Origin of the sequence: Microbacterium halimionae (genome assembly GCF_011761265.1) — a bacterium.
GTDB lineage: Bacteria > Actinomycetota > Actinomycetes > Actinomycetales > Microbacteriaceae > Microbacterium > Microbacterium halimionae.
Map to the genome: position 1 here is coordinate 918375 of NZ_JAAOZB010000001.1, position 20672 is coordinate 939046.

A 20672-nucleotide genomic window follows, 5' to 3' on the forward strand; every position below is an offset into this window, starting at 1 on the left:
AAAAGCTAGCGCCGTGTCTCAGTGCATGAGATTGTCGAGCAAGCGGCGAGGAGGCCACGGGAGTGAGAACGAGAACTTTGCGGATTGCCATGATCGGCACCGGCTTTATGGGGCGTATGCATTCGCACGCGTGGCGTACAGCGCCGCGATTCTTCGATCTCCCGCGCGATGTCGAATTGACGACACTCGTGGGGCGGAACGGTGTCGTCACAGAGCGCGCCGCGACTGAACTGGGATGGCTCGAACACGCGACCGACTGGCGCGATGTTGTTGCGCGCGACGACATCGACGGGATCGATATCTGCACACCCGGAGACAGTCACGCCGAGATCGCTATCGCGGCGCTCGCCGCGGGCAAGCATGTGCTCTGTGAGAAGCCGCTGGCCAACTCTCTCGCCGAGGCCGAGGACATGGCCAAAGCCGCAGACCGCTCGGATGCTGTCGCCATGTGCGGTTTCAGCTACCGCCGCACTCCCGCGCTTGCGTACGCGCGGGAGCTCATCCGAGAAGGGCGCGTCGGCAACATTCGGCACGTGCGTGCGCAGTACCTTCAGGACTGGCTGAGCGATCCCGATGCCCCCTACACCTGGCGGCTCGATCGTGACCGGGCGGGCTCTGGAGCGCTCGGCGACATTGGCGCTCACAGTATCGATACTGCGCAGTGGCTGGCAGGAGACGAGATCGTCGGGGTTTCGGCGGCGCTGCAGACGTTTGTGGTATCCCGTCCCGTCATGGAATCGCAGCAGGGGCTCGGTGGTATCGCGGTAGCCGATGCCGAGCGGATGCCTGTCACCGTCGACGACGCTGTCGCATTCACGGCGCGCTTTCGCGGAGGTGCCTTCGGTGTCTTTGAAGCAACCCGCATGGCGACCGGCCGGCGAAACGCGAATCGGATCGAGATCAACGGTGACCGCGGAGCGATCTCGTTCGACTTTGAGCGTATGAATGAGCTCGAATTCTTCGACGCGACTCTGCCGAAGTCAGAACAGGGTTTTCGTCGCATCCAGGTGACCAACGCTGAGCACCCGTACGCGGGTGCGTGGTGGCCAGTCGGGCACGGGCTCGGATACGAACACCTCTTCACTCACCAGGCGGTCGACTTCGTGCGCGCTGTCGCGGGCGAAGCGGCAACAGAGCCCACCTTTGCCGACGCGGTGGTGGTGCAGCGCGTGCTTGCCGCGGTGGAAAAGAGCGCGGCGGAAGACAGCAGATTCACTCCCGTAGAAAGCAGCAACTGATGACCAAAACCGCACTCGTTGTGCGCGGTGGCTGGGACGGGCACCACCCGGTCGAAGCGACCGAACTGTTTATCCCGTTCTTGAAAGCGCACGGGTACGACGTAGCGATCGAAGAGACGCCCGAGGTCTACGCCGATGCTGAGCGCATGAAGGTGACGGATCTGATCGTGCAATCGGTGACCATGTCCGAGGCTTCCGCCGAAGCCGTTGCAGGTCTTCGAGATGCTGTCGCGTCGGGAACGGGCCTTGCCGGATGGCATGGCGGTATCGCCGATTCGTTTCGCAATAGCTCCGACTACCTTCAGCTCATCGGCGGACAGTTCGCAACGCACCCGGCAGCGCATCCTGATCGGCGGCAGGGTGATGAGAGCGACAACTTTCTCACCTACGCGGTAGAGATGACCGACCTGGGTCGCGAGCACGAAATCACAGTCGGCCTCACTGACTTCTCGCTTCACACCGAGCAGTACTGGGTTCTGCATGACAGCCTGATCGACGTGCTGGCAACGACAACCCATCCGGTTGAGCCCTATTACCCGTGGCACCGGCCAATCGTGTCGCCAGCCGTATGGACACGTGACTGGGGCAAGGGTCGAGTTTTCGTTGCCACTCCGGGCCACAACCCCGACGTTTTGCGCGACGACAGTGTACGAACGATTGTCGAAAGAGGGATGCTGTGGGCTACTCGCGCGGCATAGGAATCGTGGGCCTCGGGGTTATCTCCCGCGCCTACCTCGAGACGCTTGTGGGGCACGCAGACGTGCGCATTGTGGCGGTCGCAGACCTTGATGCCGAACGAGCGCGGGCAGTTGCGGAAACAGTGCCTGGCGCCCGCGCACTTTCGGTCTCGGAGCTGCTAGCCGACCCCGAGGTCGACACCGTCTTGAACCTTACGATTCCGGCGGCTCACGCCGAGATCGCTCACGGTGCGATTTCGCACGGCAAGAACGTGTACGGCGAGAAACCGCTGACAGCCGTGCTCGACGATGCGCGAGCGGTGATGGCGAGTGCCGCCGCGGCCTGGGTGCACGTCGGTTGCGCGCCCGACACTGTGCTCGGCACCGGAGTGCAGACGGCGCGCGCCGCGATCGATGCCGGGCATATCGGGCGACCGATTGCTGCGACTGCTGCGTTTTTTTCGGCGGGACATGAGTCGTGGCATCCGAACCCTCACTTCTACTACCTGCCCGGGGGCGGCCCACTGTTCGACATGGGGCCGTACTACCTTTCAGCGCTCGTGCATATGCTCGGCCCCATCGTGACCGTGCAGGGCGCGGGCTCTCGCACCCGATCGGTGCGCACGATCGGCTCTGGCCCACGTGAAGGCGAGACACTCGACGTCGAAGTGGCGACGCACGTCACAGGTGTGCTGACGCACGCGAGTGGTGCGCTTTCAACCGTCACCTTCAGCTTCGATGCGCACGCTTCGGAGGCGAAGCCTATTGAAGTGCACGGCGAAGCCGGCTCGCTGTCTGTGCCAGACCCCAACTACTTTGATGGCGACGTACGTATCTCTCGCGGCGACGGGTGGGAGCTTGTTCCGGTGTCGGCTGGCTACGAGCATGGTTCGCGCGGTGTGGGGCTGCTCGATTTTGCTGTCGGTGATGCGCCAGCGCGCCGAGCGAGCGGGGAGCTTGCGCTTCACACTCTCGAAGTAATGACGCTCCTTCTGGAGTCTGCTGAGACGGGGGAGCGTCGTCGGGTGTCGACAGCGCCCGAGCGCCCGGAGCCGGTGCCACTGACGACCGAAGCCGAGTGGCGGCGAATCGCAGACGCATAACCTCCCCTTGGACGTCTGTTGCGAGAGCCTGGGAGGCAATATCGTTGGCTCTGCGCAGCGGGCTGGTGCGAGCGAGCGAAGGGAACTGAGATGAGCGAAACCGAAGGCGGATTCAGCGATTCTGAGCGCGCTGCGATGAAGCAGCGCGCCGAAGAGCTCAAGGCCATGAAAGGGGTCAAAGGCTCTGCGAAGAAAGCCAAGGAGTTCGAGGCGTGCCTCGAGGTCATCGACGGACTCGAAGGCACTGACCGCGTTATCGCCGAGCGCCTCCACGTGATCGTGTCAGAGGAGGCGCCCGGGCTTGATCCGAAGACCTGGTACGGATTTCCGACCTATGCGAAGGACGGCAAGAACATCGTGTTCTTCCAGCCAGCGTCGAAGTTCAGCACGCGGTACGGCTCAATTGGCTTCACCGAAGATGCCGCTCTCGACGATGGCGAGATGTGGCCCGCGGCATTCGCTGTGGTCGAGATGACCGATGTCGTCGAGAAGCAGCTGCGCTCACTCATCAAGAAAGCCGCTGCCTACTAGGGCCGAGCCCTGCGGTAACCCTCGATGGCACTCGTGCCGCCCGCGATAGCCCCGAAGAGTACGGCTCCGACCGGCCAGATGACCCACGAGATGCCCCAGGCGTTGCCGATAAAGCTCCAGGCAAGAAATGCGGCTGTGAGAAACGGCCAATAGAACGCGGCAATAACTCCGACGATGCTGCGCTCGCCGTCCGAGCCGATTCCAAAGTTTCGGCGATGGCCCGCGCCGCGGACGAGCTCTTCTGCAACGTTCTTCGCCCACGCCCGCGGGAGAAAGATTCCGAGTCCTGTTGCGACGAAGGCGAGCACGAGCACGACACCGATCACGCTCCAGAAGCCATTTTGGGGTGAGTCTTCCGTGAGCAGTGCAAGTCCGATGAGCGGGATAGGAGCGAGAATCCAGAACGCGATCGCGATCTGGAGCGCGCGGATGCGTCCGCGTTCGTGCTGCATGGCGAGCGCCTCGGCCCAGTGCGTGACGGCCGGGCTGGTGGCGAACCGACCTTCTGGGATGCGTCCGTAGCGCGCAGTTTCGCGAGACGTCGCGAGGATGATTACCACTCCGATGGTAATGAGAGCGAGTAGCGCCACGAGTCCCACGAGCGACGCGACGCCATCAGTGAACGGAACAAATCCGGACTGCGCGGCGACCGGCAGCAGGATAAGCGCCGCAGGGGACATGACGAACAGGATGACGGCGGTGCTCACCCTAAAGCGAACATGCTGTTGCACGTCTGCGTAACCCTGAGCCTCTTCGATCGTGATCGGCGGATGCTCCGGAATGTCTTTGTCAGCAAAATTTGCTGAATCGTGGGCAATATCGGATGTGATGCCGAGCGCCGGCGCGACCTCTTCGAGGTTGCCGAAATCGCGAATTACCTGCCCGACGGCCTCATTCTCGGAACGACCGTCGGCGATGAGGCTCGAGTAGGCGTCCTCCATCATGTCTCTTAGTTCGGCCTTGGCCTCGAGTAGTCGTGGAGTTTGCGGGTACGTGCTGAACATGGTGTCCAGGTACGTGATGATGACGTTCACGGAGTGCCTCCTTCGATGGTTCCGTTGATGAATCTGTCGACGACGGACTTCGTATTGCGCCACTCCTCGACTTTGACGTCGAAATGGATGAGGCCAGCGTCGGTGATGCTGTAGTAGGTACGAGGTTTTCCTGAGGGGGACACTCCGGCGGACGAGTTGACCAGCCCGCTGGCTTCGAGTCGTTTTACAGCCGAGTAGAGGGTCGTCTGCTTGATGGCGTATTCATCGCCGCTGATTGCGGTGATGCGCTGCGCGAGCTCGTAGGCATACGAAGGGTTCGTGCGTAGTAGCGACAGGACGAGCACGTCGATGTAGCCACGAATAGCATCGGCACTGATCGCCATAGCTCGCCTTCTCATGATCGTTACTATTTCAAACATACTACGCCTGAAATAGTATCGGCAACAAGGGTGGTCTCCGCGCTGTCTGAAACCGCGTAAGGGTCGCTGCTTCTTTAGACTCAGAATGTGCCAAGCATCCGCGGAAAGATAACCAGTGCCGGAGCTCTCGTTATCGTTCTGCTCATCTCTGGATGCGCTGCGGCAACGGATACCGCCGGTGCCATCACTCTGCCGCCGTCCGATGGCCTGTTCGATTACCAGCTCGGTGGCGGCTACGACCCCGGTGAAGACGTGACTGTCGTCACGCGAGACAGCACCGATGAGCCCGCCGACGGACGCTATTCCATTTGCTATGTGAACGGTTTTCAGACCCAGCCGGGTGCCGAGTGGCCGGAGGCGCTGATTCTTCAGGACGCCAACGGCACGCCGGTGGCTGATCCGGGCTGGCCCGATGAATACCTGCTCGATATCTCAACGCCCGAAAAACGTACTGAGGCGGCCGCGCAGCAGGGCGCGATCATCGAGCGCTGTGCGGATAGCGGCTTTCAGGCCGTCGAGTTCGACAATCTCGACTCGTGGACACGATCCGAAGGCGCACTGACAGAAGCGGATGCCGTGGCATTTGCCACCGTGCTCGTCGACACCGCGCACGATCAAGGTCTGGCTGCGTCACAGAAGAACTCGGCCGAAATGACCGCTGTGGGTAAAAACGACATCGGCTTCGACTTTGTGACAGTTGAAGAGTGCGATCTATTCGACGAGTGTGATGAGTTCATGCGCGCGTACGGTGAGCAGGTCTTCGACATCGAATACACCGACGACTTTCGGGGCACGTTCGCCGAGGTGTGTGCCCGAGCTGCGACCCCCGCGCGCACTATTTTGCGCGACCGAGATCTGGTTACACCCGATAACCCCGCATACGTTTACGAACACTGCTGAGCCAGTCAGCGCACCGTCACTGCACCGAAACCTCCGCGCTCTGCACCGTGGCGCGAACAACGCGCGGGTCATCCGACGTGACGCTGTGGTCGGCGCCGACGAAGCGCACCTGAGCGCTCGTCTCTTGGTCTGCACATGACGAACCGACCCAGAGTTCGATGTCGCCTGCTTCGACAACGCGCTCGCCGCGGCGGTTGGTCAACGACATCCGTGCCGTCGGTACTTCGAAACGAATAAAAGCTTCTTCGCCCGCGTCGAGCTCGACGCGGCGATAGGCGATGAGCTGGGCGACGGGCCGCGTGACGCTTGCGACGACATCTCGGCCATACAACTGCACGAGATCAGTGCCAGCGCGCTCGCCCGTGTTCTTCACTTTTACTTCGACGGTGAACACGCTGCCCGTGTTCGTCTCCTCTGTTGTGCAGAGCTCGCTGTGCTCGAACGTTGTGTAGCTCAAGCCATGGCCGAACGGTAGCGCTGGGGTGCTGTCGGCGCTCGTAATCTCGTTCGGCCCGCCAAGGAACGGATGCAGATAGCTGTAAGGCTGTGCACCTGCCGAACGGGGGAGTGAGACCGGCAGGTGGCCCGAGGGTGCAACAGCACCGCTCAATACCCGCGCGAGCGCTCGGCCACCTTCTTCGCCGGGAAAAAACGCCTGCACGACAGCGGCGGGCGCTGACGTTCCCGAAAGCGCCCAGTCCAGTGCATACGGGCGACCCGATAGCACCACGAGAACAACCGGAGTGCCGCTCGCGACAACGCGCTCGACGAACTCTCGCTGCACACCTGGCAGCTCGAGCGACTCCACATCGTTTCCTTCGCCGACTGTGCCGCGCCCGAAGAGCCCAGCGCGGTCGCCCACGACAACGATGGCGACGTCCGCGTCGCGCGCAACTGTGGCGGCGGCATCGAAGCGCGACCGATCATCGCCCTCGACGTCGCATCCGTCTGCCGTCAACACGACGGAGCGATCGAACTCTGCCGCCATGGCGTCGCGCACACTTGGAATCTCGAACCCGAGAGGCGTTCCCGGGTGATGTGCGAGCACGTGGTTAGCGAAGGAATAGCAGCCCATCAGTGCTTCAGGACTATCGGCGTTCGGACCGATGACGGCAATGCGTGCCGGCGCCGAGTCGCCACTTGCGAGCGGCAGGGCGCCGTCGTTGGTCAGGAGCACGAGCGATCGTTCTGCGAGTTCACGCGCGACGCCGCGGTGCTCGGCATCGTCGAGATTGATCGACGTCGGAGCCGAAGACTGGTCGTCATCGAGCAGGCCGAGCGCCTCTTTCTGAGCAAGCACGCGGGCAACAGCTCGATCAACGAGCGCGAGATCGGTGCGGCCGTCTCGCACGCGTTCGGCGAGCGCTGCGCCATAGGTGTCGCCGCTCGGCAACTCGACATCGATACCGGCCGAGAGTGCCAAGTGAGCGGCGGCGCCCTTGTCTTCGGCAACGCGATGCATTGTCTGCAAGAACGCGATCGCGAAGTAGTCGGCGACCACAACACCATCGAATCCCCATCGGTCGCGCAGGATTCCCGTGAGGAACTCCGGTGCCGATGCGACCGGAATTCCGTCGATCTCGGCGTACGAATTCATGATCGACCGCACGCCGCCATCGCGAATTGCCATTTCGAACGGTGGCAAGAGCACATCTTCGAGTTCGCGTATTCCCACGTGGACGGGCGCGTGGTTTCGGCCGGACTGCGACGCTGAATAACCAACGAAGTGCTTTAGCGTCGCGTGGATTCCGGCATCCTGCAGTCCACGCACGTACGCGGTGCCGATGGTTCCGACGACGTAGGGGTCTTCGGCGATGCACTCATCAACCCGGCCCCATCGCGGATCACGGATGACATCGAGCACCGGGGCGAGCCCCTGGTGTACGCCGAGTTCACGCATCGAGCGCCCGATCGCGGTGCCCATTCGCTCAACGAGGTCGGGGTCAAATGCGGCACCCCACGCGAGCGGAGTCGGAAAGGTGGCCGCTTTCCACGCCGCAAGCCCGGTGAGGCACTCTTCGTGCACGAGCGCCGGGATGCCGAGGCGCGTTTCTTCACGCAGGCGCCGTTGCTCGTTCCACAGCCACTCGGCACGAGCCAATGGTTCGACCGGGCGGGTGCCGTACACGCGAGTGAGATGGCCGATTCCGTGTTCGGTGGCGTCTTCGTAGCGCGTCGATGTGGCCATCTCTCCCGCCATGGGGGCCACCACTTCGTCGCCCTGGTCTACCCAGAACCCCACCAGTTGGGCAAGCTTTTCTTCCAGCGTCATCTGGTCGATCAGTGCACGCACAAGCGCTGAAGCTGCGGGCGCACCGGATGTCGTCGTGTACACAGTTCTCAATCCGTTTCGCTACTGCTCAACCCTTGACCGCACCGGTCAAGCCGCCCACGATGCGTCGCTCGAACAGGCTGAAGAACACGAGGGCAGGAATCATTGACAGTGAGGTGAATGCGAGCACTTTCGCGGTGTCGACGGAGTATTGCGAGGCGAATGCCTGCACTCCGAGCGGCAGCGTGAAGGTGGATTCATCGTTGAGGATGAACAGGGGCAGCATGTAGCTGTTCCAGCTGGCGATGAAGGCCAGAATTCCGACTGTGATGACGGCGGGCACAGCGAGCGGAATCACCATTCGCCAGAAGAAGCCGAGCCGGCTGCAGCCGTCGATAAACGCCGCCTCTTCGATTTCTCGCGGCAGCGCCTGCAGGAAGGGCACCAGGATGATGATCGTCACCGGCAGCGCGAACGCTACCTGGGGCACGATGACACCGGCGAGCGAGTTCATGAGTCCGAGGGATCGGACCATGATGTAGAGCGGCGTGATGGCGACGGTCATGGGGAACATGAGGCCCGCTGCGAAGAGCGCGTAGAGCGCACCGCGTGCCCGAAAGTTGTACCGCGCGAGTACGTAGGCGGCTCCGAGACCGAACGCCACGACGAAGAACGTCGTGACTCCAGCCGCGATCGTTGAGTTGATTACTTCACGCCAGAAGACACCGCTCGACAACACATTGAAGTAGTTCTCGATCTGCCACGTCGCGGGAAGCCCCGAGGGGTCTTGCGTGATCTGTGAGTTCGTGCGAAATCCGCCGATGATGATGTACGCAACGGGGGCGAGAATGAGCCCGATCAGCACGATCGCAAGGAAATAGATGAAGAAGCTTCCGGTGCGCTGGCGAGGAGTGCGCGTAACCCGTCGCTTGCCGGGCTTGATGTGTCGAGTGATGATCGCTTCGGTAGCCATCAGCGTTTACCTCCCGTGACAGCGCCTTCGGTATCGCGGCGCAGCACGAAGCGCTGATAGAGCAGCGCGATGATGAGTGAAATAAGAAAGATCACGACAGCGACCGCGTTGCCGTAGCCATAGCTGCCGGCGTTGCGACCGGTGGCCACCATGTAGGTCGCCATCGTCGAGGTGCCGGCTGTTGCCGCAATGTATTGGCCCCAAATGATGTAAACGAGGTCGAAAAGCTGGAGCGATCCGATGATCGACAGGAATGCCCAGATCCGCACGGTGGGTCCGAGCAGCGGGAACGTGATCGAGCGCTGGATTTGCCAGTAGGAGGCGCCGTCGATTGCGGCGGCTTCATAGAGCTCTTCGGGGATGCCTTGGAGTCCAGCGAGGAAGAGGATCACGGCGAACCCGATGTATTTCCAGGTGATGATCGCCATGAGCGTCCAGATCGCGATATCAGGGTTTGCGAGCCAGTCCTGCGCGTAAGCGCTCAGTCCGAGTTTCGCCAGCAGGTCGTTGAGCGCGCCGTTGTTGGCGAGCATCAGGCTCCACCCGGTGCCGACGACAACTTCAGAGATGACGTATGGAACGAAGATCAAGACTCGGATGCTCGACTGGAAACGCATCTTGCGGTTGAGCAGAAGCGCAAGGGCGATAGCGATGGGGCCCTGGATAACGAGCGAGAGGATGACGATCAAGAAGTTGTGCCACAGCGCCTCTTGGAACGCCGGGTCGGACAGGATCACCACGTAATTGCGGAGCCCAACAAAGTCGGTCGCGGCTCCGTAGCCGCCCCAGCTGAAGAAGCCGTAATAGGCCGCAACGGCAACGGGCAGCATGACGAAGGAAAGAAAGACGATGAGAGCGGGACCGGCAAGAACGGCGATCTCGAGGCGTGTGCGCCACGGTCCGCCGGAGCGGGACCGCCGGGGCGGGGACGGCGCTTTTGCGCCGCCCCCGCCCCCTGCGAGATTCCCCGTCGACGTGCGCTCAGCGTTGTCGGTGAGGGAAGTCATGTGTTGCGCCTCAGCCTCTCAGTGCTGCGTCATTGACGGCACTCACGATGCTCTCCGGCGTTCCGCTACCGGCGAGCATGTCGACGACTGCGACGTTCAGCGCGTTACCGACGTTCTGTCCGTAGAGCGTGTCGAGCCACAGCACCACGTAGGGCGCGTCGTTGTACGCCTCAAGCACGCTCACGAGCGCGGGGTCTGTAACGACGCTCTGGGCTTCCTGGCTTGACGGCAGCGTCTGGAACGCATCTGCGTATGCTTCCTGCTGCTCTTTCGACGCGAGGAAATTGAGGAAGTTGACACATTCGGCCGGGGCATCTACGTAGCAGGAATATCCGTCAGCGCCACCCATCATGGCTCCGGGTGTGCCGTCGCCGCCACTGATTTCGGGAAAGGCGAACCAGCTCAGGTCGGCGAGCGGTTGCTCGTCGGGTGTGAGCGATGCCACGACTCCTGGCTCCCATGCACCCATGAGTTCCATGGCGGCCTGCTGGTTGGCGAGCAGCCCAGCCGATGAACCAGCGCCCTGCTGCGCTGCAGTCGTCAAATAACCCTGGTTGAAGGGCTCGGTGTCGGCGAAGTCCTGGAGGTCTTCTCCAGCGCGCAGCCAGCATTCGTCATCAAAAGAGCGCGAGTCAGCTGCTTCATTCATGACGTCTTGAGAGCACTCGCGAAGTGCGAAGTTGTAGTACCAGTGCGCTGCAGGCCAGGCATCCTTCGCTCCGACGGCAATGGGGTCGATGCCGGCTGACTTCAGTTCGTCATTGACAGCGATGAGCTCGTCGATGGTTCCAGGTGTGCCAGAAACACCGGCCTGGTCGAAGAGGTCCTGACTGTAGAACAGACCCTCGGGAAGCACCGAAAGGGGCATTCCATAAAGCTTGCCGTCGTATGTGAACGCGCTCAACGATGAGCTCATGGCGGACGCGGCATCCGAAGAAATCTTGTCGGTCAGGTCCATCACTTGGCCGGCCTTGACGACATCGGCGAGCTTGCCGCCACCGCGTGCCATGAATACGTCGGGCGCGTCTCCCGAGTTCAAAGCGGTCTGCAGCTTGCCGTCCATGTCTTCGTTTTGGATTGACTGAATCTCGACGGTTACGCCGGGATTTGCCTCTTCGAACGCCGCTGCAGCGTCTTCCCAGTAGGCCACGCCGTCACCGGTGGTGGAGTTCTGCCAGACCGAGAGGCTGACGTCGCCGCCGCTGTCACCGCCTCCGGAGTCTCCGCTGCATCCGCTGAGCGCGAGTGCGCCAATCGCTAGGGCTGCTGAGCCCGTGAGGATGTGTCGCATATTCATGTGATTCCAGCCTGCTCTCTTCTTTGAGCGGCACCTCGATCGTTGAGGTGCCAGGGTGGTGCGTCGTGGCGTGCATGCCCGAACGCGATGTCAGTGTCTCAGCGGGTTTTCAAAAGTGTCAAACGTTTTCGAAAACATTTTCAACGGTCTAGCATCAGGTCTCATGACAACACGTCCGACCATTCATGACGTCGCCCGCGTGGCCGGAGTTTCTGTTGCGACGGTCTCCAAAGCGATGAACGGCAGGTACGGGGTTGCCGCCGAAACTGTCGATCGCGTGATGACCGTTGTGGCTGAGTTGGGATACGCCTCCAGCCTCGTCGCAAGCAGCATGCGATCTCGAACGACGGGTGTTATCGGCGTTCTTGTGGCCGACTTCGAACCGTTCAGCGCCGAGATTTTAAAGGGCGTTGGTGCGGCGCTTCACGACTCGAGCTACGACGTGCTGGCCTACAGCGGTTCGCGTCAAGGCAACGGTGAAGGGTGGGAGCGCCGGTCGCTCAGCAGGCTGAGCGGCACGCTGATCGACGGCGTGATCATGGTCACGCCCACTGTCGTGAACGTTGCGGCCGAGGTGCCTATCGTGCTGATCGACCCGCACACCGGGCGAGCGGATTTACCGACGGTTGAATCCGACAGCCTCGGAGGTGCGCGAAATGCCACTCGGTATCTTGCCGAACTCGGTCACCGTCGCATCGGTTTCGTTGGCGGAAGACCAGACCTCAAATCGTCTCGGTTTCGAGACACCGGTTATCGCGAAGCGCTGGGGGCTGCGGGTATCCCTTTCGACGCCGATCTTGTGCGCGTTGGTTTCTACTCGGGAGATGCCGCGCGGGATGCCGCCCGCTCCCTACTCGTGCAAAAGCACCCACCGACCGCAGTCTTTGCCGCCAATGACCTCTCGGCCATCGCCCTCATTGAGGTGGCTACCGAGCTCGGAATCCGTGTGCCTGAAGACCTCTCGGTCGTCGGCTTCGATGACGTGCCCGAGGCCTCACGGCTGACGCCTGCGCTCACAACCGTCCGTCAGCCGATGCATCAGATCGGCCACACGGCCGCCGAAATGCTTACGACCCTCATGAGCGGACAGTCACTCGCGAAAACGCACGTGCTACTGCCGACACGACTCATCGCGCGCGCAACAACAGCGCCACCGCGCTGAGGTTCAGCTCGCTAGAAGACACGTGGCCCCGTATCTCGTTGGAGTCTGCTCATGTCGGCGCTTCTGTTTCTTGCGGCGATGCTGGTTTTCGCGCTCGGTCTGCCCTCCGGCGGCAGCGTCACGCGTCGGCGCCCACATGGTGCCTAATCGTGCTGGCGGTTCCGTCGATCCTGCTCCAAGGAATGGCTGCAACGAATCCATCGAATCTGCAGCAGTCAGCGGAGTGGATCTACACTTTCAACGTCCTTGTTGGTCTTGGCGTGCCTACCTTTCTCGGCGTGCTTGCGATCGCACTCGCTCGGCGACCAGCAATTCGTGAGCCCGTTCAGATCTATGGCGGCGGCCTCAACGGGGATCAATTCGCGGGTTCTTCTCGCGGTACGCGCGGCGCACTGTCAGCACCACGTCTGTTCGCGTCTGTTGCCGGACATTTGACCGCAGCGATCCCCGAGCTCATTCCCGACCGGACGTTGAATCCGGGGCCGGAACAGTGGACCCGGCCAAAAGATGACTGGCGCTGGACTCGAGCGATCCTCCCTGACGGCCAATAACCAATCGCCCGCCGTGAAGCCGCGTCAAAAAAGACGTCTCGTGACCCAAGGGATATGAGACGTCTCACGCACACTTAAGACTGACGAACCGAATCGGCAGAATTCCTGTGGACTTGATCGGTAGGTGGCGGTGTTCTGTGATCACTCGGTGGCGCAGTGGGAGGCGGAACCGTCTTGGATCGCATGCGTTGTGAGAGGTCTCAGATGTGGCACACCTCCGTGGCGAACGAGCGGGCAGGCTTCGCGCCCGTCGGGCGTGTCTCGACCGGGTCAGCGGTGGCGGCGAAGGGCGTCGACGACGAGGTCGAGCAAGTGATCAGTTCGGGTATCCGTTCGGCCGTCGAGCTGCCAGAGGAAGCCGACCAGGGGGAGTACCTCGTCGGGCGCGACGTCGGTGCGGAGCTCCGCGGTTGCCGCGCCGGCGTCCAGGAGTGCGGCGATGGCGGCGAGGACGCGGTCGTATTGCTCGTCGTGGAGCTGTGCCCGTGTCGCTGCGTCAAGGACGTCCGCGAGGGCGTGCTTCTTGCGGCCGAAAGAGGCGAGCTCGTCGAACCAGGCGCGGAGGGCCGCGACGGGGGAATGGTCGATGAGCAGGGTGTGAGCTGCGTCGACGAGTCGGTCGAAGTCCTCCCGGTAGACCTCGGCGAGTAGCGCTTCGCGGGTGGGGAAGCGTCGGTAGAGGGTGCCTTGTCCGACGCCGGCAGCGCGGGCGACGGCCTGCATGGTGGTCTCGCCGTCGGTCGCGAGGGCCTCGCGCGCGATCTCGATGATGCGCGCACGGTTCTGCTCAGCGTCCGCGCGAAGGGGGCGCCCAGTGGACGGTTGTTGCGAAACGGACATATGTCCGGTACCTTCCAGGAGGCGGACGGGTGTCCGCTTACTGTACTGGACATCAGGAGAATCATGAGCGGCATCACCGGCAAAACCATCGCCATCACTGGCGCATCGAGCGGGATCGGCGCCGCCACAGCTCGCCATCTCGCGGCACTGGGGGCGAACGTCGTGCTCGGCGCGCGTCGTGCAGACCTGCTCGAGGAAGTGGTCGACAGCATCACAGCCGACGGGGGATCAGCGATTGCGGTTGCCATCGACGTACGCCTGAGGGAGGGCCTCGAGCGGCTGGTGGAGACCGCTCAGGAACGCTTCGGCCGGCTGGACGTCCTCTTCTCCAACGCGGGGAGCATGGCGATCTCGCCGTTCGATGATCTCCAGGTCGACGCCTGGCAGCAGATGATCGACGTGAACCTCACCGGCGTTCTCAACGGAGTGGCCGCGGCACTGCCGGGTTTCCGCGCTCAGGGTTCGGGGCAGTTCATCCACACCGCCTCCACCGCCGCGCACCGGATCGTCCCCACCCAAGGCGTCTATGCGGCAACGAAGACCGCGGTCCGGGTCCTCTCCGAGGCCCTTCGTCAGGAGGCTGGTCCTTCGCTCCGCGTCACCGTCATCACGCCTGGCTTTACCAACACCGATGGGGTAGGCGTTGGCGCAAGCGCCGAGGTCGCTGCTGCGCTCGTTGCTCAGCGCGACGCGATCGCCATGCCGCCAGATGCGATCGCCCGCGCGGTCGCATTCGCCATCGAGCAGCCGGACGGCGTCGACGTGGGCGAGATCATCATTCGGCCGACCGCGCAGGGATAAGTCACCAAGTCTCGACGACCAGCGGACTCGCGATGGGGCGTCCCGAAAGCTTAGGGTTACGAGACGTCTCATCGATGATCAATAACGGCGCTGGAATTGCGATTTCGAGCTCGGGACGGCAAATCGTCGCGTTCATTTGACTTCGAGCCGCCAGCACGCGTGGCGGAGTTCGTTGACGGGGGTCGACCAGACGTCGTCGCGATGTGGTGCAGTGCCGTCACAATGCCCGCTAGAGGATCAATCACTAGTCGTTGTGAGCTGCCGCGGGTACACGAAGCCATAGCGTCGGAGATGAGCGGGCTCGAGCTAAATGCCTCTAGTTATCTAGCGGAACCGCGCTCAGCGCGACTCTCGCGACGGATTCAAGTTCGCTCCGGGTGGCTCCTTCGAGAGCACGCGCAGCGAGACCTGCGAGAACGCCGTTGACGTGCTCTGCCATGTCTTCGGCGTCTGCGGCGGTCGCGAATTCATCGGTGACAGCTCCCGCTTTAAAGCGGTGTCGAATGGCCTCGCGGGTCTGTTCTCGGCGTGTGGCGAGTCTCGGTTCGCGCATGACTAGGCATCCGTGGGGAGCGTCATCACGCGTAAATCCGATGACAGCCGACCGGAGCAGCGCCTCAGTGACTGCCCGAATAGATGAGCGTGCAAGGTCAGCCCGCAGCGCATCGTCGAGGCCTCGGATGTAGAGCTGGGCAGCTTCATGGAAGAGTTCGGACTTGCTGCCGAACGCTCCGTAGAGGCTGGGTTGGTTGATGCCGAGCTTCTGCGCGAGTTTCGCTGTCGTCACGCCATCGAATCCCTCAGCCCAGAACTCACGCATGGCGCTGTCGAGCGCGACGTCACGATCGAAGAGTCGAGGTCTGCCAGTCATAGAAATACTTTCGCAGTCACTACAAAAAGCAATTTGATGACGTACGAGAGTTTTGAAGCGATCCGGGTAGCCCTGGATGCTGGGGTGGCGACCGTGACCTTGGACAACCCGCCGGTAAATGTCGAGGATGCCAAATTGGTCCGCGACCTCACCCAGTTCGCACAGACCGTGGCCACCGACTCATCAGTGCAGGTAATCGTCTACCAGAGCGCCAACCCCGACTTCTTCGCTGCCCACGCGGACAACGGGTGGATGTTCGACCCCAGCGGCCTGATGGCCCTCGCGGATCCTGACGGCGACCCGGGTCTGAACCCGTTGCAGCAGCTGCATGAGCGGCTGCGCACCCTGCCCCAGGTTACGATCGCGAAGCTCCGCGGGCGTCTGCGCGCTGGCGGTGCGGAGCTCGCAATGACGGCGGACATGCGTTTCGCCGCAGCCGGTGAGACGTGGCTGTCCCAGCCAGAATCGCTGATGGGTATCTTTCCAGGCGGCGGCGGCACGCAGTACCTCAACCGTCTCGGGCCGAGCCCGCGGTCTAGAAATCGCCCTCAGCGGTGAGCGTTACGACAGCACCACGGCCGAGCGATATGGATGGATCAACCGAGAACTCGCACCCCAGTACCTTGACGCCTGGGTATCCACTGTCGCGCGGCGCATCGCCGCCCTTCCTGCGGGCGTCGCCGCGGCAGCCAAGGAGGCCTTCGACGCCGCAGAAGCCAGCGGCGTCGTTCCCGATCTTCTTGAAGAGGCCAAGGCCCACGGCAAGGTCTACCCCTCACCGCCTTCGGTTGTTGACCGAGTGCGCGTATTGATGGACCACGGCGGACAACAGCCCATCGGGGAAATCGACCTTGAGGGAACACTCCGCAGCATTCCCTGGCCCGCCGAGTAACGGGGCGGGCGACCGAGGGTCGCGTTTTCGGTCGCCCCGCCTGGCCGTCTCGCCGCAACGCGCGGGTCGCGAGAGTCGCTCGCGATCCGCGCTTTAGACGGTCAATCATCGATTGCAGGTAGATCTCGCAACGCCTCTTCCCGTCGTCGCCGAGCTATTGCTCGGTTGCCTCGCGGTCGTGCGGTTCTGCAGCGACTGCGCTCAGTAACTACTCCGTGTCTACCGCGCCGGGGCGGAACATCCTGCCAGCCACCGAACGCGCCGAGACCAATGCAACCTCACAGCGCTCGCAGTGGCTTCGCTGGAATCTCACGCAGAACGCCCCGGAATGGGTTAGCTAGCGCGCGAAGGATCTTCCAAAAGTGGAGCGAATGCCAGCTCGGCCGCACCGATCAGTAGGCGGTTTTCGGCAAGCGACGCGGCACGAATCTGCAGATGCTCGCCGCTTGCTGGCATCGCCTGCTGCCGCACTGCCGCGGTGAGGCCTTCGAGGTCCACTCCCGCGAGGGTTGCCAGAAACCCACCGAGCACAATGACACTCGGGTTGAGCACATTGACGGCGTTGGCGAGTGCCGTGGTGAGAATGCCCCGCTGCCGCGTGACCTCGCCTGCCACCACTGCCCCGGTGGCCTCGGTGAGTGCCGTGGCGAGCGTTGGCTCGTCCGCATCCGTGAGTTGAAGCACCTCCAGCAGTCGGGCACGACTCACTTCGTCTTCGAGTACGCCACCCGGCGCGCGCCGGTCATGATCATGCGCAATACCTGGCCGATTTTGGCCGAACTCGCCCGCGTAGCCGCCGGCACCGGCCACCGGCATCCCGCCAATGATCAGCCCGCCACCGATACCGCTGGCACCGCCGTTGAGATAGATAGCGTGATCGATTCCGCTCGCGGCGCCGAACAGATGCTCGGCGAGAGCGCCGAGGGTGGCATCGTTTCCCACCGAGACCGGCAGCTCTGTCGCCGCCGCGACGACCTCGGCGAGCGGCACATCGCGCCACCCGAGGTGCGGTGCATCGCGGACGAGCCCATCGCTTGCGCGCACGAGACCCGGAACTGCGAGGCCGATGCCGATGATTCGCGACAACGCGAGCGGGCCCGCGCGCCACCCAGAGACCTTTTTGGCGATCAGTGCTGCGGTCTCGGCTGGAGTTGGCACAGTGTCGTGCTGTACGCGGTCGCGAACGATGATCGCGCGGTCAATGCCGATCGCGGCGATTGTCAGCGCATCGACTTCGGGGTTCACAGTAATCGCGACGGTCTCGGGGGAGAGCGAAACGATGGGCGACGGACGCCCAACGCCGCGCGCAATGTCGGGTTCGCGTTCTGTCACGAGTTCCCAGGTTCCGAGCTGGGCGATGAGATCGGCGATCGTCGACCGGTTGAGCCCCGTGTGTTCGGTGAGCGCCGCGCGAGAGAGCGAACCCTCGAAATGCAGCAGGCGCACGACTTCGGCGAGGTTCAGCTGCCTGACGCTCCCTCGCGGAGTTCCTTGCTCTCTGGCATTCACGGTTCCATCGTAGTATGTTGTGGCTGACAACTTATTAGGTCCGCTGCAAAGGAGCACCATGTCCACGTCGTCTGTACCGACTCCCACCCCCGCCGATAAGTTCTCATTTGGTCTGTGGACTATTGGGTACAACGGTGCTGACCCGTTCGGTGGCCCCACGCGTCCCGCTCTTGACGTCGTTCACGGCGTGGAGAAAATCGCCGAACTCGGCGCCTACGGTCTCACGTTCCACGATGACGACCTCTTCGCTTTCGGTTCGACGGATGCCGAGCGCCAGAAGCAGATCGATCGACTCAAGGGCGTTCTCGCCGACACCGGCGTCATCGTGCCGATGGTCACAACCAACCTCTTCTCGGCTCCCGTTTTCAAGGACGGCGGCTTCACTTCGAACGATCGTCAGGTGCGCCGCTTCGCCCTCCGCAAGGTGCTGCGAAACGTCGACCTCGCCGCAGAGCTCGGCGCTAAAACCTTCGTCATGTGGGGCGGCCGCGAAGGTGCCGAGTATGACGCTGCGAAAGACGTGCGCGCAGCGCTTGAGCGCTACCGCGAAGCCGTCAACCTGCTCGGCGACTACGTCACCGACAAGGGCTACGACATCCGGTTCGCAATCGAGCCGAAGCCCAACGAGCCTCGCGGTGACATCTTGCTGCCGACGGTCGGCCACGCGCTCGCCTTCATCGAATCGCTCGAGCGCCCTGAGCTCGTCGGGGTGAACCCCGAGGTTGGCCACGAGCAGATGGCGGGCCTGAACTTCGCCGCAGGTATCGCGCAGGCGCTGTACCACGGCAAGCTCTACCACATTGATCTCAACGGCCAGCGGGGCATCAAATACGACCAGGACCTCGTCTTCGGTCACGGCGACCTGCACAACGCGTTCGCGCTCGTCGACCTGCTCGAAAACGGTGGCCCGAACGGCGGACCGTCTTACGAGGGTCCGCGTCACTTCGACTACAAGCCCAGCCGCACCGAAGACGAGTCGGGCGTGTGGGACTCGGCATCCGCCAACATGCGCACCTACCTGATGCTCAAGGAGCGGGCCGCGGCATTCCGTGCCGACCCCGAGGTGCAGGAGGCACTGGCGGCTGCCAAGGTTCCGGAGCTTTCGACACCGACGCTGAACGCGGGGGAGTCGTACAACGACCTGCTCGCCGACAAGTCCGCGTACGAAGACTTCGACGCGTCGGCCTACTTCGGCGCCAAGGGCTTCGGCTTCGTGCGGCTGCAACAGCTCGCGACCGAGCACCTCCTCGGCGCGCGTAGCTAGGTTCAGTGCACATGGGGTTTGTCGCAGGGGTCGATTCATCGACGCAGTCATGCAAAGTCGTCATCCTCGACACCGAATCAGGACGTGTGGCGCGCGAAGGGCGCGCACCACACCCTGATGGGACCGAGGTTGACCCGTCGGCATGGTGGGAGGCGTTGAACGACGCCATCACGGCCGCGGGCGGGCTCGACGACGTCACGGCGTGGGCAATCGGCGGACAGCAGCACGGCATGGTCGCACTCGACGCCGCGGGCCGCGTCATCCGGCCGGCGTTGCTCTGGAACGACACGAGATCAGCGGACGCCGCAACCGCCCTCATTGCAGAGTTCGGGGCAGACGAGCTGGCGCGCCGCACGGGGCTCGTTCCCGTGGCGTCGTTCACGATCACGAAGCTTCGGTGGCTGCGTGACAACGAGCCCGAAAATGCGGCACAGGTGGCAGCGGTTGCGCTGCCGCACGACTGGCTTACGTGGCGGTTGCGCGGATTCGGACCCGAGGGTGAATCACCGCTCGGCCCTGTGCTCGACGAACTCATCACCGACCGATCGGATGCCTCCGGCACCGGCTACTTCGACCCCGAAACCGACGGCTACGATCGTGAGCTTTTGATCGCGGCGCTCGGTCACGACGCTGTGCTGCCTCGTGTGCTTGGCGCGATCGAGAGCGTGCGCGATGAAGACGACCGTGTCGTCGGACCTGGCGCAGGAGACAACGCGGGTGCAGCGCTCGGGGTCGGTGCGAAAACCGGTGACGTCGTGGTGTCTATTGGCACGAGCGGCACGGTCTTTGCTGTGAGCGCGAAGCGCACGATCGACCCCACGGGGACGGTCGCGGGTTTCGCCGATGCCGACGGCGGCTTTTTGCCGATCGTCGTGACTCTCAACGCGGCGCGCGTGCTCGACGCGGTCGCTCGCCTTCTCGGCGTCGATCATGCCGAGCTCAGCGCGCTGGCGCTCGCAGCAGAACCGGGTGCGGGTGGCCTTAAGCTCGTGCCGTACTTCGAGGGTGAGCGAACGCCGAACCTGCCGGATGCCACAGCTTCGCTGGCGGGAATGACTCTGGCGTCGACAACGCGCGAGAACCTGGCTCGCGCCGCTGTCGAGGGAATGCTCTCGGGGCTCGGAGCGGGGCTCGAAGCGCTGCGACAGCTGGGCGTTCCGCTCCGGCGCGCGCTTCTCATCGGGGGAGCGGCGCAGTCCGAAGCGGTGCGAGAGATTGCGCCGCGTGTGCTGGGGCTTGCTGTTGACGTGCCGCCACCGGGCGAGTACGTAGCGTTGGGGGCCGCACAGCAAGCAACGAGGGTGCAGAGCGTCGCGTAGCGTATCCAGCCGTCCTTCACAGCCATCTCGTATGCGCGCTGCATACCGTTG

The 20672-nt window shown here is 63.0% G+C and carries 21 protein-coding genes; 11 read left to right on the forward strand and 10 right to left on the reverse strand.

From position 1 onward, the window contains the following. The first annotated feature begins 89 nt into the window (after positions 1–89). From FHS06_RS04325 to FHS06_RS04340, 4 genes are all read left to right on the forward strand, one after another. Positions 90–1238, forward strand: coding sequence for a Gfo/Idh/MocA family protein (locus tag FHS06_RS04325; protein WP_167047921.1), 1149 nt, complete (start codon positions 90–92; stop codon positions 1236–1238). Continuing rightward, complete coding sequence (locus FHS06_RS04330) at positions 1238–1936, forward strand: ThuA domain-containing protein (RefSeq protein ID WP_167045899.1); 699 nt, start codon at positions 1238–1240, stop codon at positions 1934–1936. The genes FHS06_RS04325 and FHS06_RS04330 overlap by 1 nt, the downstream gene beginning before the upstream one ends. After that, the gene (locus FHS06_RS04335) at positions 1915–3018 is read left to right on the forward strand and encodes a Gfo/Idh/MocA family protein (RefSeq protein WP_167045903.1); all 1104 of its coding nucleotides are present in this window, start codon (positions 1915–1917) and stop codon (positions 3016–3018) included. Before FHS06_RS04330 ends, FHS06_RS04335 begins: the two co-directional genes overlap by 22 nt. 90 nt (positions 3019–3108) lie before the next feature. Continuing rightward, complete coding sequence (locus tag FHS06_RS04340) at positions 3109–3549, forward strand: hypothetical protein (RefSeq protein ID WP_167045906.1); 441 nt, start codon at positions 3109–3111, stop codon at positions 3547–3549. Here FHS06_RS04340 and FHS06_RS04345 read toward each other — a convergent pair. Further along, entirely contained in the window at positions 3546–4583 is a 1038-nt protein-coding gene (locus tag FHS06_RS04345) for a permease prefix domain 1-containing protein (protein ID WP_167045909.1), read from the reverse strand. The genes FHS06_RS04340 and FHS06_RS04345 overlap by 4 nt on opposite strands. Beyond that, on the reverse strand, positions 4580–4927 hold the full coding sequence (locus FHS06_RS04350) for a PadR family transcriptional regulator (protein WP_167045911.1): 348 nt from the start codon (positions 4925–4927) through the stop codon (positions 4580–4582). Before FHS06_RS04350 ends, FHS06_RS04345 begins: the two co-directional genes overlap by 4 nt. A gap of 123 nt (positions 4928–5050) precedes the next feature. On the opposite strand from FHS06_RS04350, the gene FHS06_RS04355 reads away from it, so the two are divergent. Next, complete coding sequence (locus tag FHS06_RS04355) at positions 5051–5863, forward strand: endo alpha-1,4 polygalactosaminidase (RefSeq protein ID WP_310734891.1); 813 nt, start codon at positions 5051–5053, stop codon at positions 5861–5863. A gap of 16 nt (positions 5864–5879) precedes the next feature. Here FHS06_RS04355 and FHS06_RS04360 read toward each other — a convergent pair whose 3' ends face one another. From FHS06_RS04360 to FHS06_RS04375, 4 genes are read right to left on the reverse strand one after another with little or no spacing between them, the layout of a single operon-like run. After that, positions 5880–8198, reverse strand: a complete 2319-nt coding sequence (locus FHS06_RS04360) for a beta-xylosidase/alpha-l-arabinosidase (RefSeq protein ID WP_445668758.1) — start codon at positions 8196–8198, stop codon at positions 5880–5882. Positions 8199–8223: 25 nt separating this feature from the next. Beyond that, complete coding sequence (locus FHS06_RS04365) at positions 8224–9108, reverse strand: carbohydrate ABC transporter permease (protein ID WP_167045914.1); 885 nt, start codon at positions 9106–9108, stop codon at positions 8224–8226. Further along, complete coding sequence (locus tag FHS06_RS04370) at positions 9108–10115, reverse strand: carbohydrate ABC transporter permease (RefSeq protein WP_167045917.1); 1008 nt, start codon at positions 10113–10115, stop codon at positions 9108–9110. Before FHS06_RS04370 ends, FHS06_RS04365 begins: the two co-directional genes overlap by 1 nt. Positions 10116–10125: 10 nt before the next feature. Continuing rightward, positions 10126–11412: an extracellular solute-binding protein gene (locus FHS06_RS04375; RefSeq protein WP_167045920.1), complete on the reverse strand. Its 1287-nt coding sequence runs from the start codon at positions 11410–11412 to the stop codon at positions 10126–10128. Between the two features lie 163 nt (positions 11413–11575). Between FHS06_RS04375 and FHS06_RS04380 the strand changes: the two genes are divergently transcribed. Together FHS06_RS04380 and FHS06_RS04385 are read left to right on the forward strand one after the other, a co-directional pair. Next, positions 11576–12574, forward strand: coding sequence for a LacI family DNA-binding transcriptional regulator (locus FHS06_RS04380; RefSeq protein ID WP_167045923.1), 999 nt, complete (start codon positions 11576–11578; stop codon positions 12572–12574). A 182-nt stretch (positions 12575–12756) separates the two neighbouring features. Next, a complete protein-coding gene (locus tag FHS06_RS04385; RefSeq protein WP_167045926.1) occupies positions 12757–13125 on the forward strand; it encodes a hypothetical protein in 369 nt (122 codons plus the stop codon). Between the two features lie 270 nt (positions 13126–13395). On the opposite strand, the gene FHS06_RS04390 is transcribed toward FHS06_RS04385, so the two are convergent. Next, on the reverse strand, positions 13396–13965 hold the full coding sequence (locus FHS06_RS04390; protein ID WP_167045929.1) for a TetR/AcrR family transcriptional regulator: 570 nt from the start codon (positions 13963–13965) through the stop codon (positions 13396–13398). Positions 13966–14028: 63 nt separating this feature from the next. On the opposite strand from FHS06_RS04390, the gene FHS06_RS04395 reads away from it, so the two are divergent. Then, positions 14029–14766 carry an SDR family oxidoreductase gene (locus FHS06_RS04395; protein ID WP_167045932.1) on the forward strand — a complete coding sequence of 246 codons (738 nt, stop codon included), beginning with the start codon at positions 14029–14031 and terminating at the stop codon, positions 14764–14766. Positions 14767–15082: 316 nt separating this feature from the next. Here the strand turns inward: FHS06_RS04395 and FHS06_RS04400 are convergent, their stop codons facing one another. Then, the gene (locus tag FHS06_RS04400) at positions 15083–15637 is read right to left on the reverse strand and encodes a TetR/AcrR family transcriptional regulator (RefSeq protein ID WP_167045935.1); all 555 of its coding nucleotides are present in this window, start codon (positions 15635–15637) and stop codon (positions 15083–15085) included. Between the two features lie 36 nt (positions 15638–15673). Between FHS06_RS04400 and FHS06_RS13780 the strand changes: the two genes are divergently transcribed. Beyond that, positions 15674–16195 carry an enoyl-CoA hydratase/isomerase family protein gene (locus tag FHS06_RS13780; protein ID WP_208387880.1) on the forward strand — a complete coding sequence of 174 codons (522 nt, stop codon included), beginning with the start codon at positions 15674–15676 and terminating at the stop codon, positions 16193–16195. Here the strand turns inward: FHS06_RS13780 and FHS06_RS13785 are convergent. Next, positions 16173–16397, reverse strand: a complete 225-nt coding sequence (locus FHS06_RS13785) for a hypothetical protein (protein ID WP_208387881.1) — start codon at positions 16395–16397, stop codon at positions 16173–16175. The genes FHS06_RS13780 and FHS06_RS13785 overlap by 23 nt on opposite strands. 465 nt (positions 16398–16862) lie before the next feature. Next, positions 16863–18038, reverse strand: coding sequence for an ROK family protein (locus FHS06_RS04410; RefSeq protein ID WP_310734892.1), 1176 nt, complete (start codon positions 18036–18038; stop codon positions 16863–16865). A 58-nt stretch (positions 18039–18096) separates the two neighbouring features. On the opposite strand from FHS06_RS04410, the gene xylA reads away from it, so the two are divergent. Beyond that, a complete protein-coding gene (gene xylA, locus FHS06_RS04415; protein ID WP_167045940.1) occupies positions 18097–19302 on the forward strand; it encodes a xylose isomerase in 1206 nt (401 codons plus the stop codon). Between the two features lie 11 nt (positions 19303–19313). Next, positions 19314–20621: a xylulokinase gene (gene xylB, locus FHS06_RS04420; protein WP_167045943.1), complete on the forward strand. Its 1308-nt coding sequence runs from the start codon at positions 19314–19316 to the stop codon at positions 20619–20621. Positions 20622–20672 lie beyond the last annotated feature (51 nt).